This window comes from Haloferax sp. SDI50, from assembly GCF_059802635.1.
The window spans coordinates 1,508,925-1,521,555 of the sequence record NZ_JBPULL010000001.1 but is presented as its reverse complement, the minus strand read 5'-3'; the positions used below and the strand labels follow the sequence as shown (position 1 = coordinate 1,521,555).

The window sequence follows — 12,631 nt, the reverse complement described above, 5'->3', positions numbered from 1 at the left end:
CCTAAATCCGCGGCCCGGAAACGTGGGGTCATGGTAGACGTGGTCTCTTCGGATTGGCTCGCGGACCGACTCGGCGACGTGCGCGTCGTGGACGTGCGGGACGGCTGGGAGTTCGACGGCATCGGACACCTCCCCGGCGCGGTGTCGATACCCTTCGACAGATTCCGGAGCGCCGACGGCGACGTGGGGATGCTCCCCGGCCGCGACGCGTGGACCGACCTCCTGTCGGGCGCGGGCGTCGCCGCCGACGACGACGTGGTCGCCTACGACGACACCCACGGCGTCTTCGCGGCCCGCTTTCTCGTGACCGCACTGCTCTACGGCCACGACCCCGAGCGACTCCACCTCCTCGACGGCGACTTCAGCGCGTGGAACCGCGAGCGCGAGACGACGATCGAGGCGACCGATGTCTCGGGGACGGTCTACGAGATAACCGAGCCGGCGGAGACGCCGCTCGTTGACTTCGAGGCGGTCGAGGCCGCGCTCGACGACCCCGAGACCGTCATCGTCGACACCCGCGACCCCGTGGAGTACGACGACGGCCACCTCCCCGGCGCGGTCAACCTCGACTGGCGCGAACTCGTGGACGACGAGACGCGCGGGCTGAAGCCGCGGGACGAACTCGACTCGATTCTGGCGGCCGCGGGCGTCACCCCGGACCGGCGGATCGTCCTCTACTGCAACACCGCCCGGCGCATCAGCCACACCTACGTCGTGCTTACGCACCTCGGCTACGACGACGTGGCGTTCTACGAGGGCAGCCTCACCGAGTGGGAGGAACGCGACGGCGCGGTTGTCGAGGGCTGACGAACGAGGTTACGGCTGGTTCGGGTCGGCCGAGTCGTCCGCGGACTCGTCGCGCTCGTCGCCGTCACCGCCCACGTCGTCGACGCGTAACGCCGCGCCGAGCAGGTCCACCGACTCCACGAGGAGCGCGACGACGAGCGGGCCGGCGATGATGCCGACCGGGCCGAGGCTGAGCAGGCCGCCGACGAAGCCGACGAAGTAGAGGCTCCCCGGCAGGTCGGCGGTCTCCTTGGCGAGTCGGGGGCGAATCAGGATGTCCGGGAGCCACGCGACCGCGAACCCGCCGATAGCGACGACGAGCGCGGCGGCGACGAGGTCGCCGACGGCGGCGTGGTAGACGGCCATCGCCGCGAGCAGGACGCTCGGGCCGACGATGGGGATGAACTGGAGAACGGCCGCGACTGTCGCGAGCGTGACGACGTAGTCGTAGCCGAGCGCCCAGAAGACGACGAGACCGATGGCGAACGTGCCGACGGCGGTCGCCGCCTGCAAGACGTAGATGGCGAACAGCGTCTCGCGAGCCCGCTCGTTGAGCGCCGTCGCCGCGTCCCGGTAGTCGGCCGGGACCAGCGCGAGGAGCGTCCGCCCGACCGCGTCGCCGCTGAGGAGCAGCGCGAACACGAGGAAGCCGAACAGCGTGAGTTTGATGAGCACCACGGGCGCGGCGGTGGCGGCGGTGCGACCGACCGACCGGAGCAGACCGAGACCGACCGCGACCACGTCGTCCAGCGTCACCGTCTCGACCATCCCGAGGAACTCGATAGTCACCACGTCGGGGAGGAGCGCCGCGAGTTCGAGGATGTTGCTCAGGCGGAGAAAGAGGATGACGACGAGCGGCGCGAGCACGACGCCGACGCCGACCGCCGCGACGACGGTGGCGGCGAGGCTGGCGACCCACCGGGAGGCCCCGCGCGCTTCGAGGCGTCGCCTGAGCGGGACGAGCAGGTAGGCGACGGTAATAGCGAAAAACACCGTCGCCAGCACGTCCACGAGCAGGACCGCCGCGAGGAGCGCAAAGAGGGCGAACACGCCGCCGAGGACGTACGGGCGAGAAGTAGTCATCACCCGTGATACTCTCGCTGACGGTAAAGCCGTTCTCCCGGGACAGCCCCCGAAACCGACTGATTCAGCCGTTTACCCGTTTCCGCGAACATCACGCCCGTTAAGTACCACAGAGTACAACAACCGAGTAATGAGACGACGTAGCTTCCTCAAGGCCGCCGGGGCGGGAGGCGTCTCCGCGCTCCTCGCCGGCTGTACCGGGACCGGCGGCGAGCAGACGACGACCGAGGCCTCGGGCGACGCGACCGAGACGACAGCGACGACCGAAGGGACGACCGCGGGCGGCGAGTCGCGGACGCTCACCGTCGGCACCTACGGCTCGTTCGTCGACGCGCCGAGTTCGAGCCCCGGCCCGTGGCTGAAAGAGACGTTCGAGTCGGAGTTCGACGCGACGCTGGAGTGGCAGACGCCCGACTCGGGCGTGAACTACTACATCGAGCGGGGCCTCCGGGGCGTCGAGTCCGGCGCGGACCTCTACGTCGGCCTCGACGCGCAGATGCTCGTCCGCATCGACCGGAAGCTCGACGAGGCGCTGTTTTCGCCCGCCGAGGGGCTGTCCCGCATCGACGACGTAAAGCAGGGGCTGAACTTCGACCCGCAGGGCCGCGCGGTCCCCTACGACACGGGCTACATCTCGCTCGTCTACGACGAGACCTACGGCGACGGCGACTTCGTCGCCCCCGAGACGTTCGACGGCCTGCTGGACTCCGAGTACGCGGGCGCGCTCCTCGCGCAGAACCCCACGTCGTCGGCGACGGGACAGGCGTTCCTGCTTCACACCATCGACGCCAAGGGCGAGGATAACTATCTCGACTACTGGGCGAGTCTGAAGGAAAACGACGTGCGCGTCCTCGGCAACTGGGAGGATTCCTACAACGCCTACTCGAACGGGGAGGCCCCGATGGTCGTCTCGTACTCGACCGACCAGGTGTTCGCCGCCGAGTCCGGCGAGGACATGGCGAAACACCAGATTCGCTTCCTGAACGACCAGGCGTACGCCAACCCCGAGGGGATGGCCCCCTTCGCGGACGCGTCGAACCCCGACCTCGCGGTCGAGTTCATGGACTTCATGCTCCGGCCCGAAGTGCAGGCCGAAATCGCCGTCCGCAACGTCCAGTTCCCGGCGACGACCACCGCGGAACTCCCCGAAGACTTCGCGCAGTACGCCCAAGAGCCGCCGGAAGCCGTCACGTTCTCGTACGACCGGCTTCAGAACAACCTGAGTGACTGGACCGACGCGTGGGCCCGCGAGTTCGCCAGTAAGTGAGGTGAGCCGGTGAGCCGCGCCTCGGCCTCAGTTCGCCGGGTCGCCAGAGCCCTCGAACAGCGGCTGCTCACCCTCGTCGCGGCGCTCACCGCCGTCGTCCTTCTGGTCCTGTTTTACTACCCCGTCGCCACCGTCTTCGCGGACGCCGTCCTCGTCGACGGCCGTCTCACTATCGAGCCCATCGCGGCGGTGCTGACGAGCGAGTTCTACCTCGTCGATATCATCTGGTTCACGGCGAAGCAGGCGTTCTACTCGACGCTCGCCAGTCTCGCGCTCGGCCTGCCCGCCGCGTGGCTGTTCGCCCGCTTCGAGTTCCGCGGCCGCGAGACGCTCCGCTCGCTCACCATCCTCCCGTTCGTCATGCCCTCCATCATGGTCGCCATCGGCTTCGTGGCGACGTTCGGCCGCAACGGGACGCTGAACCGCGCGCTCTCTCTCGTCGGCCTCCCGCCGGTCGAACTGCTGTTCACGCTCGAAGCCATCGTCGTCGCCCACGCGTTCTACAACGCCCCGCTCGTCGCCCGCGTCGTCACCGCCGCGTGGGAGAGCGTGGACGCCCGGACCGTCGAGACCGCCCGCTCGCTCGGCGCGAACCCCCGACGGGCCTTCCGCGACGTGGTCCTCCCCCAACTCCTGCCGTCTATCGGCGTCGGCGCGACCCTGACGTTCATCTTCACCTTCGCGTCGTTCCCCATCGTCCTCGCGCTCGGCGGCTTCCAACTGGCGACCATCGAGGTGTTCGTCTACTCGCGGGTCAGAGACCTCGCGTACGCCGAGGCCGCCAGCCTCGCGGTCGTCGAGACGGCCGTCTCAATCACGCTGACCGCCGTCTACCTCCGGTACGAGGCCGGCCAGCGCTCGGCCGGCGGCGCGGCGAACCCGCTTCCCCGTCAGTCCGTCCTTCCCGCCGACTGGACGCCGAAATCGGCGCTCCGGACGGTCGGCATCGCCGGTTACGCCCTCGTCGTCGGACTGGTGTTCGTCGTCCCCGTCGCCAGCATGGTGCTGGCGAGCGTCACCGGCGGCGACGGCGGCCTCACCCTCGCCAACTACGCCTTCCTCGCCGAGCGGCAGGCGACCGGCGCGAGCTTTCAGGTCAAACCCCTGCCGGCCATCCTGAACTCGCTGGGCTTCGCCGCGGGGACGCTCGTCGTGGCCGTCCCGATGGGCGTGACGATGGCCGTCCTCACGACCCGCCGGTACCGCGGGCGCGGCCTCATCGACGTGCTCTCGATGGCTCCCTTCGCCGTCTCGGGCATCGTCGTCGGCCTCGGCCTGCTCCGCGGACTGGTGTTCGGCGTCGACGTGTTTGGCACGCGAATCCGCGTCACCGGCGCGCTCGCCATCGTCGCGGCCCACGCCGTCGGCGCGTACCCCTTCGTCACCCGGAACGTCGCGCCGCTTTTCGCCCGGCTCGACGGCCGGCTCGTCGAGTCCGCGCGCTCGCTCGGCGCGACCAGAACCCGCGCGCTCGTGGACATCGAACTCCCGCTCGTCTGGACCGGCGTCGTCGCGGGCGCGGCGTTCGCCGTCGCCATCAGCATCGGTGAGTTCGACTCGACTATCATCCTCGCGGAGGGCGCGGGAAGCTACACGATGCCCGTCGCCGTCGAGCGATTCCTCGGCCGACGGCTCGGCCCCGCGACGGCGATGGGCTGTCTCCTGCTTCTCGTCACGTCCGCCAGCTTCCTCGTCGTGGACCGCTTCGGCGGCCGGTGGGGCGAGCTATGAGGGAGCGCGGAGGGCGAACCGAGGGCGAGCCGCGGGAAGTGAGAATTATGACCGTCCGCCGGGGAGAGTGGAACGTGACTTCGGAGGCGAACCCGTGAGACTCGAACTCGACGCGGTGTCCAAGCGCTACGGGTCGACAACGGCGCTCGATTCCGTCTCGCTGTCGGTCGACGACGGCGAGTTCTTCACGCTCGTCGGCCCCTCCGGCTGCGGGAAGACGACCACGCTCCGCTGTATCGCCGGCTTCGAGTCCCCGACCGAGGGGACCGTCCGCTTCGACGGCGAGTCGATGGTCGGCGTCGCGCCCGAGTCGCGGGGCGTCGGCGTCGTGTTCCAGAACTACGCGCTGTTCCCGCATCTCAGCGTCGGCGAGAACGTCGCCTACGGCCTCCGCTTTACCGACCCGCCGGGCGGGGGCTCCCGCGACGAGCGCGTCGCGGAACTGCTGGACCTCGTCGACCTCGCGGGATTCGAAGACCGCGACCCCGACTCGCTATCTGGCGGCCAACAACAGCGCGTCGCGCTCGCCCGCGCCCTCGCGCCCGGCCCGGACCTGCTGCTTCTCGACGAGCCGATGTCGGCGCTGGACGCCCGACTCAGGGACCGACTCCGCCGGCAGGTAAAGCGCATCCAGTCGGACCTCGGCGTGACGACCGTCTACGTCACCCACGACCAGTCGGAGGCGCTGGCGGTCTCGGACCGGGTGGCCGTCCTCAACGGCGGCCGCGTCGAACAGGTCGGCCAGCCCCGCGAACTCTACCGCCGCCCGCGGACGCGGTTCGTCGCGGAGTTCCTCGGCGAGAACAACGTCCTCGACGGAGTCGTCGAGTCTCGACCGGAAACGGGGGGGATTCGCGTCGGCGTCGGCGACGCGGTGTTCACGCTGGCCGAGGGGCGGCGAGTGCTCGGGGAGGCGGGGTCGAGAGCGGGAGCCGGCGACGAACTCACCTTCTGCGTCCGGCCCGAACAGCTTCGGGTCGGCGCGGGGACGAACAAAATTCGCGGAACCGTCGTCGACACCGAGTTTCAGGGGGCGACGACGCGGGTCAGACTCGACTGGGGCGGGACGGAACTCGTCGTGGCGGTCGAAGACGGCGGCGAACAGTCGGACGCGGGGTTCGAGGTCGGGACGACGCTCGAAGTCGGATTCGCCCCGGCGTCGGCTCACGTCGTCGAATAGGTCGAAACGGTCGGTTTTCCGCGCCGTCTCAGGGCGCGACGCCGACGGTCAGGAGCGTGCCGAACGTCCGGTAGCGCTCGACCATCGCTTCGCGGGTCTCCCAGTCGTCGGTCGGGAACTCGGTCGCCGCCGGGATGTCGATGTCGAGGTCTGCGATGGAGTCCTGTTCTGCGACGTGGAGGCCGGCGTCGCGGAACGCCTCGCGGTACTCCGCGTGGGACCACCGGGTCATGTCGATGGAGATGAGGTCCTGCCACTCGTGGGAGTGGACGTTCTCCTCGTAGTAGTTGACCGCGCAGTAGAACGTGCCTCCGGGCCTGAGGATGCGGGCGATTTCTTCGAGGGTGTGGTGCGGGTCGGCGGCGTAGTAGAACGCCTCCATCGACCAGACGTGGTCGACGCTGTCGTCCTCGAACGGGAGGTCGTCGAAGTCGCCGACGAGAAACGAGAGGTCGTCGGTGTCGGTGTACGCGCGGGCGTTCTGGACCATCTCGGGCGAGCCGTCGAGGCCGAATCCGCGGCCGATACCCTTCGTGTCGCGGAGCGCGCGGAGGGCGTAGCCGCTTCCGGTTCCGAGGTCGACGACGGTGTCGCCTTCCTCGACGGGCATCCGTGCGAGCGCGTGCTTCGCGGTGTGCCAGTGTCGGTCCTCCATGCCCTTGTCGCGGCCGTCGGCCGCCCAGGCGTCGAACTCGTCGCGGACGCTCATATCGGAGCCTCGCGCGCCGGGGTGAAAATGCGTTCGGACCGGACCGCACAGACGGGCGAGTCCGACGACGACCCGGCCGCACCTCCCGTCGCGCGTTTTAATTGCCGCCGTCACGACGACGGGGTATGGTCGGAGTCCGCCGCCGGTTCGCGCTCGCCGACACCGCCCAGCAGGTCGTCGGCGGCTTCCTCCTCGCGGGGCCGTTCGTCGTCACCGAGGAGGTGTGGGTGCTCGCGCGGAGCATGTCGTTCGCGCAGGCGCTTCTCACGCTCTTTATCGTGCTCGCGGTCGGCTACGGCGCGCTCTACAAGGCCGACGACCGCGACCCCGACAGAGAGCGCGAGGTCGGCGGGATTCCCGTCCGATTCATCTCGCTCATCTCCGTCTCGTATCTCTCCGTGTTCATCCTCGCGCTCGCGTTCGACGCGCCGGGGACGTTCCTCTCGGACGTGTCGGGAGAAGTCCTCGTCTCCGTGCTCGGGTACGAACTCGACCTCGCGGTGCTCCGCATCACGCTCAAGGCGACGAGCGTCGGCGCGGTGTTCAGCGTCATCGGCGCGGCCACGGCCGACTCGCTGTTCTGACCTCGGCCGGAGGCGTGAACATACGTCACGATTCCGGGACGACGCCGCCCGAGCGGCATGAAGGATTAAGTCGGCAGGGTAACTGCTTGGGGTATGGATTACGAGCTCGCCATCGAAGACGCGCCCGCGACGATTCCGGGCGGCACAGGTATCTTGCTCCTTCATCCGAGCATCGGCGAGACCGACCGTATCGACACCGACTTCTTCAAGGTCGACACCGACCGCTTCCTCGTCGTCTCGACGCGGACGACCGCGCGCGAGGTCGAACAGAAACTGGAACACTACGAGGTCGACGAGTCCAGCGCCACCATCCTCGACACGCTGTCTATCGAGCGCGGCTACTCCCGACGCAGTTCGGACAACATCCACTACGTCGCGGCCCCCGACGACCTCGACGCCATCGTCGAGAAGACCCGGCAGTTCCTCGAACGCCACGACGGAAAGCTCCGGCTCAGCGTCGATTCGGTCACGGAGATGGCCTACTACGCCGACGAGGACCGCGCCTTCGAGGCGACGAAACAGATTCTCGAACTCCTCGAGGAGTTCGACGCGGTGGGGCTGTTCCACCTCTCGAAGGAGGTCCACGACCAGGAGACGCTCGACCGCTTCCGCGAACTGTTCGACGGCGTCGTCGACCTCGACGAGGACGGTACCGTCGAAACCGAGTTCTGAGGCAGAACGCGAGGCGACCGACTACGCCGAGTCGGCGTCGTCGGCGGCCGAGTCGTCGTCGGCCGCGCCGTCACCCGATTCCGCGTCGTCGTCGGCCGCGAGCTGCTCGAACGTCTTTTCGGCCCACTTGACCGCGTAGCTCGGGCCGTGGTCGCGGTACGCCGCGGTGTCCAGCGCCGAAAACGGCGCGGGGAGGTCGCGGCCGTGTTTGACGGCCGAACACGCGAACTCGGTCGCCTCGGCGAACGAGAGTCTGCCGAGCGCGACGAGCCGCGGGAGATTTTCGAGGCGGTCGTCGAGGCGGCCGCCGGCGTCGACCCACGCCTCGTGGAGGCGGTCGTGGTCGCCCTCCCACGACGCGAACGCCTCGCGGGTGTGGAGGCCGACCCAGCCCTCGTAGAGGGCGGCGGCGACCTGATACGTCTCGCTCGGGCCGAGCGGCGTCGCCGCCGCGAGGGCGGCGTACTGCTCACCGAAGAAGGGGAGGAAGTGTTCGGGAATCTCGTCGTTCCCGGCCTGCACGAACGCCTCGGCGATGAGGAAATCCAGAAAGTCGTCCGGCGTCCCCTTCGCGCGGTACTTCACCAGCACGACCGGCGGGTCGGTCTGTCGGGACCACGTCACGGTGCCGTCGCCGGGCATCCCGATGGTGAAATCCGACGACGCGTAGCGCCGAAGCTGTTGGGGCGCGTCGTCCGGTAGCCACTCGGCAGGGTACGCCGCCGGGGAGAGCGACTCGACCACCAGCCCGAGGTTTTCGGCGGCCTCGGGGGGAATGGTGTCGAAGTCGCCGGCCACGTCCAACACGAGCGCGCCGGGGGCGTAGTCGTCGCGGACCGATTCGAGGTCCGACGGCAGGCTGCGCGTCTCGAACATCCGTTCAGGCGATGCTCATCCCGACGAACACGACGGCAAGCAGGGCCGACACGCCGACGGTACCGAGCACGATTTTCGTCGCTTGGCTCATAGTGGCACGATTAGGGGCCCGCCGCTTAACTGTTACACTCTATCGTCGGTCGAATCTCCAGTCGAAACGGAGGGGTTCGGGGACGCGGCCCACGGTCGGCGGTCACACGGGTCGGTCGCGGCGCGGACGCGAGAGAAAACAGCAGGCTCGTCGGCGTCGCGGTCAGGGAACGAGCTGTTCGCCGTCGTCATCGAGGATGCGGATCGCCTCGACGGGGCAGACGCGGGCGGCGAACTTCGCGTCGAACTCGGCGTCCTCGGGAATCTCGCGGACGAAGACGCCGTCGTCGGTCTCCTCGGCGTCGAGGAGGTCGGCCTTGCCGTCGTCGACGTTCTTTTCGAAGCCCTCCCACTCGTCGACACACTGGAACATGCCGATGCAGGTGTCGCGGTCGTACTCGACTTTCATGCGCCACCGTACCGCCGGGCCGTACAAAGCCCTGCCGACGCGGGACCGGCGCGCCCGCGCCCGAACCGACCCGATGGCTTAAACCGGGGGACGGTCCAAGGGAGATGCAATGCGAACTGCGGACCTGACGGGCCTGCCGACGGGGATTCCCGAGGCCCTCCGCGACGAGGGCATCGAGGAGCTGTATCCGCCGCAGGCCGAGGCCGTCGAGGCCGGGCTGACGGACGGCGAGAGCCTCGTGGCCGCCGTCCCGACCGCGAGCGGGAAGACGCTCATCGCTGAACTGGCGATGCTGTCGAGCGTCGCGCGCGGCGGGAAGGCGCTGTACATCGTCCCGCTCCGGGCGCTCGCCTCCGAGAAGAAAGCCGAGTTCGAGCGCTGGGAGGAGTACGGCATCGACGTGGGCGTCTCGACCGGCAACTACGAGTCCGACGGCGAGTGGCTCTCCTCGCGCGACATCATCGTCGCCACGAGCGAGAAGGTGGACTCGCTCGTCCGAAACAACGCGGCGTGGATGGACCAACTCACCTGCGTCGTCGCCGACGAAGTCCACCTCGTCGACGACCGCCACCGCGGGCCGACGCTGGAGGTCACGCTGGCGAAGCTCCGCCGACTCAACACGAACCTGCAAATCGTCGCACTCTCGGCGACCGTCGGCAACGCGGGCGTCGTCTCCGACTGGCTCGACGCGAAGCTCGTCAAGTCCGACTGGCGACCCATCGACCTCAAGATGGGCGTCCACTACGGCAACGCCGTCTCCTTCGCCGACGGGAGCCAACGCGAGGTGCCGGTCGGCCGCGGGGAAAGACAGACGCCCGCGCTCGTCGCCGACGCGCTGGAGGGCGACGGCGAGGGCGACCAAGGCTCCTCGCTCGTCTTCGTGAACTCGCGGCGCAACGCGGAGTCCGCGGCCCGCCGCATGGCCGACGTGACGGAGCGGTACATCACCGGCGACGAGCGCAGCGACCTCGCGGAGCTCGCCGCCGAGATACGCGACGTGTCCGACACCGAGACCTCCGAGGACCTCGCCAACGCGGTCGCCAAAGGCGCGGCGTTCCACCACGCGGGACTCGCCGCGGAACACCGAACGCTCGTGGAAGACGCCTTCCGCGACAGACTCATCAAATGTATCTGCGCGACGCCGACGCTCGCCGCCGGCGTCAACACCCCGAGCCGCCGCGTCGTCGTCCGCGACTGGCAGCGCTACGACGGCGACTACGGCGGGATGAAACCGCTGGACGTGCTCGAAGTCCACCAGATGATGGGTCGCGCCGGTCGGCCCGGCCTCGACCCCTACGGCGAGGCGGTGCTGTTGGCGAAGGACGCCGACGCCCGCGACGAGCTGTTCGAGCGGTACATCTGGGCCGACGCCGAGGACGTGCGGTCGAAGCTCGCGGCCGAACCCGCGCTGCGGACGCACCTGCTCGCCACGGTCGCCTCCGGCTTCGCCCACACCCGCGAAGGGCTGCTCGAATTCCTCGACCAGACGCTGTATGCGACCCAGACCGACGACCCCGAGCGACTCGGACAGGTGACCGACCGCGTGCTCGACTACCTCGAAGTAAACGGGTTCGTCGAGTTCGACGGCGAGACGATTCGGGCGACGCCCGTCGGCCACACCGTCTCTCGACTCTACCTCGACCCGATGAGCGCCGCCGAAATCATCGACGGCCTCGAATGGGCGGCGGACCACCGAAACGAGAAGCTCCGGGCGCTCGCGGGTGAGACGCCCGAGAAACCGACACGAGCGCGGAGCGAATCGGACGACGGCACCGACGAAAATGGCGGGTTCCAGCGAGCCAGTGAGATGGTCGCGGCGGGGAGCGGCGGCGGAGACGGAGAGAGCGGCGACGGCAGCGAGAGCGACGATGACGCCGACGCCGACGCGTTCGAGACCGACCGGACGTATCCGACGCCGCTCGGCCTCTATCACCTCGTCTGCCGGACGCCCGATATGTATCACCTCTACCTGAAGTCCGGCGACCGCGAGACCTACACGGAACTGTGCTACGGGCGCGAACCGGAGTTCCTCGGGCGCGTGCCCTCGGAGTACGAGGACGTGGCGTTCGAAGACTGGCTGTCGGCGCTGAAGACCGCGAAACTCCTCGAAGACTGGGCCGGCGAGGTGGACGAGGACCGCATCACGGAGCGCTACGGCGTCGGCCCCGGCGACATCCGCGGGAAAGTCGAGACGGCCGAGTGGCTCCTCGGCGCGGCCGAGCGACTCGCCTCCGAACTCGACCTCGATTCGGTGTACGCGGTCCGCGAGGCGAAAAAGCGCGTCGAGTACGGCGTCCGCGAGGAACTGCTCGACCTCGCCGGCGTCCGCGGCGTCGGCCGAAAGCGCGCCCGCCGACTGTTCGAGGCCGGCGTCGAAACTCGGGCCGACCTCCGCGAGGCCGACAAGTCGCGCGTCCTCGCCGCCCTCCGGGGTCGCCGGAAGACGGCCCAAAACATCCTCGAAGCCGCAGGAAGAAAGGACCCCTCGATGGACGAGGTGGACGAAGACGACGCGCCGGACGACGCCGTCCCCGACGACGCCGGCTTCGAGACGGCCAAAGAGCGCGCCGACCAGCAGGCCAGTCTGGGTGATTTCGAATGAGGCTCCTCGAAGCCGAGGCGACCGTCTCGGACCTCGATTCGTTCATCGCGACCGTCGGCGACGTGGCCGACGAGACGGGCGCGACGGTGCAGGCGTTCGACGCCCGGTACGTCGTGGACCGCGAGCACCTCGAACGAGCGGTCGAACTCGCCGACCGGGCCATCGCCCGCGGCAACGAAATCGCCCGCGACCGCGCCGTCGAAATCCTCCTCTACGCCAGCGGCCGCCGGCAGATTAACCGCGCGTTCGAAATCGGCGTCTCGGAGGGGACGCTCCCGGTCGTGCTTCTCGTCGACGGCGGCGACGAGGCCGCCGCCGAGGCCGCGCTGTTCGACCGCCTCGACCTCGAACCCGCAGAGACCCTCGGTGATTACGACGAGAGCCTCGTCCGCGGCGTGTTCGACGTGGGCGAGACGGAGTTGCGCGTCGTCGACGGCGACCTCCCATCGCTGGTCAGAGAGCGAGTCGCGCTGCTCGCGGTCGACCGCTAAGCGTTTTTCGCGGCCCGTATCGGCCGTATTCGGAGGTCCTGCGAATCCGTGCTCAAAAACTCCACTCGAAACGAACCCCTTGGGTTTTCGAATCCTACCCCTTCGTTTCAACTGGAGAACAGGGGATGGCACGGCCTCGAAGAACGTGAGA

At 68.8% G+C, this 12,631-nt stretch carries 13 protein-coding genes; 8 read left to right on the top strand and 5 right to left on the bottom strand.

All coding sequences use genetic code 11. From position 1 onward, the window contains the following. Nucleotides 1-30 precede the first annotated feature (30 nt). Nucleotides 31-807, top strand: coding sequence for a sulfurtransferase (locus ACSR87_RS07840; protein WP_498530092.1), 777 nt, complete (start codon nt 31-33; stop codon nt 805-807). A 9-nt stretch (nt 808-816) separates the two neighbouring features. On the opposite strand, the gene ACSR87_RS07835 is transcribed toward ACSR87_RS07840, so the two are convergent. After that, nucleotides 817-1,869, bottom strand: a complete 1,053-nt coding sequence (locus ACSR87_RS07835; protein ID WP_498530091.1) for an AI-2E family transporter — start codon at nt 1,867-1,869, stop codon at nt 817-819. A 130-nt stretch (nt 1,870-1,999) separates the two neighbouring features. On the opposite strand from ACSR87_RS07835, the gene ACSR87_RS07830 reads away from it, so the two are divergent. From ACSR87_RS07830 to ACSR87_RS07820, 3 genes are all read left to right on the top strand, one after another. Then, nucleotides 2,000-3,136, top strand: a complete 1,137-nt coding sequence (locus tag ACSR87_RS07830; RefSeq protein ID WP_498530090.1) for a thiamine ABC transporter substrate-binding protein — start codon at nt 2,000-2,002, stop codon at nt 3,134-3,136. A gap of 9 nt (nt 3,137-3,145) precedes the next feature. Beyond that, nucleotides 3,146-4,867 (top strand): ABC transporter permease, encoded by a 1,722-nt coding sequence (locus tag ACSR87_RS07825; RefSeq protein WP_498530089.1) that lies wholly within the window; start codon nt 3,146-3,148, stop codon nt 4,865-4,867. 94 nt (nt 4,868-4,961) lie between these two features. Next, on the top strand, nt 4,962-6,047 hold the full coding sequence (locus tag ACSR87_RS07820) for an ABC transporter ATP-binding protein (RefSeq protein WP_405311562.1): 1,086 nt from the start codon (nt 4,962-4,964) through the stop codon (nt 6,045-6,047). A gap of 28 nt (nt 6,048-6,075) precedes the next feature. Here the strand turns inward: ACSR87_RS07820 and ACSR87_RS07815 are convergent, their stop codons facing one another. Beyond that, the gene (locus ACSR87_RS07815) at nt 6,076-6,756 is read right to left on the bottom strand and encodes a class I SAM-dependent methyltransferase (protein ID WP_498530088.1); all 681 of its coding nucleotides are present in this window, start codon (nt 6,754-6,756) and stop codon (nt 6,076-6,078) included. A gap of 125 nt (nt 6,757-6,881) precedes the next feature. Between ACSR87_RS07815 and ACSR87_RS07810 the strand changes: the two genes are divergently transcribed. Both ACSR87_RS07810 and ACSR87_RS07805 read left to right on the top strand, forming a co-directional pair. Continuing rightward, entirely contained in the window at nt 6,882-7,340 is a 459-nt protein-coding gene (locus tag ACSR87_RS07810) for a DUF2391 family protein (RefSeq protein WP_498530087.1), read from the top strand. 93 nt (nt 7,341-7,433) lie between these two features. Continuing rightward, the gene (locus ACSR87_RS07805) at nt 7,434-8,012 is read left to right on the top strand and encodes a DUF7090 family protein (RefSeq protein ID WP_498530086.1); all 579 of its coding nucleotides are present in this window, start codon (nt 7,434-7,436) and stop codon (nt 8,010-8,012) included. A gap of 21 nt (nt 8,013-8,033) precedes the next feature. Here the strand turns inward: ACSR87_RS07805 and ACSR87_RS07800 are convergent, their stop codons facing one another. The 3 genes from ACSR87_RS07800 to ACSR87_RS07790 all read right to left on the bottom strand — a co-directional run bounded on the left by ACSR87_RS07800 (nt 8,034) and on the right by ACSR87_RS07790 (nt 9,387). Further along, nucleotides 8,034-8,888 (bottom strand): DUF7089 family protein, encoded by an 855-nt coding sequence (locus tag ACSR87_RS07800; protein WP_498530085.1) that lies wholly within the window; start codon nt 8,886-8,888, stop codon nt 8,034-8,036. A 4-nt stretch (nt 8,889-8,892) separates the two neighbouring features. Then, complete coding sequence (locus ACSR87_RS07795; RefSeq protein WP_422653684.1) at nt 8,893-8,979, bottom strand: hypothetical protein; 87 nt, start codon at nt 8,977-8,979, stop codon at nt 8,893-8,895. A gap of 162 nt (nt 8,980-9,141) precedes the next feature. Further along, complete coding sequence (locus tag ACSR87_RS07790) at nt 9,142-9,387, bottom strand: ferredoxin (protein ID WP_498530084.1); 246 nt, start codon at nt 9,385-9,387, stop codon at nt 9,142-9,144. A gap of 109 nt (nt 9,388-9,496) precedes the next feature. Between ACSR87_RS07790 and ACSR87_RS07785 the strand changes: the two genes are divergently transcribed. Beyond that, nucleotides 9,497-11,989: an ATP-dependent DNA helicase gene (locus ACSR87_RS07785; protein WP_498530083.1), complete on the top strand. Its 2,493-nt coding sequence runs from the start codon at nt 9,497-9,499 to the stop codon at nt 11,987-11,989. Next, complete coding sequence (gene cgi121, locus ACSR87_RS07780) at nt 11,986-12,480, top strand: KEOPS complex subunit Cgi121 (protein WP_498530082.1); 495 nt, start codon at nt 11,986-11,988, stop codon at nt 12,478-12,480. Before ACSR87_RS07785 ends, cgi121 begins: the two co-directional genes overlap by 4 nt. Nucleotides 12,481-12,631 lie beyond the last annotated feature (151 nt).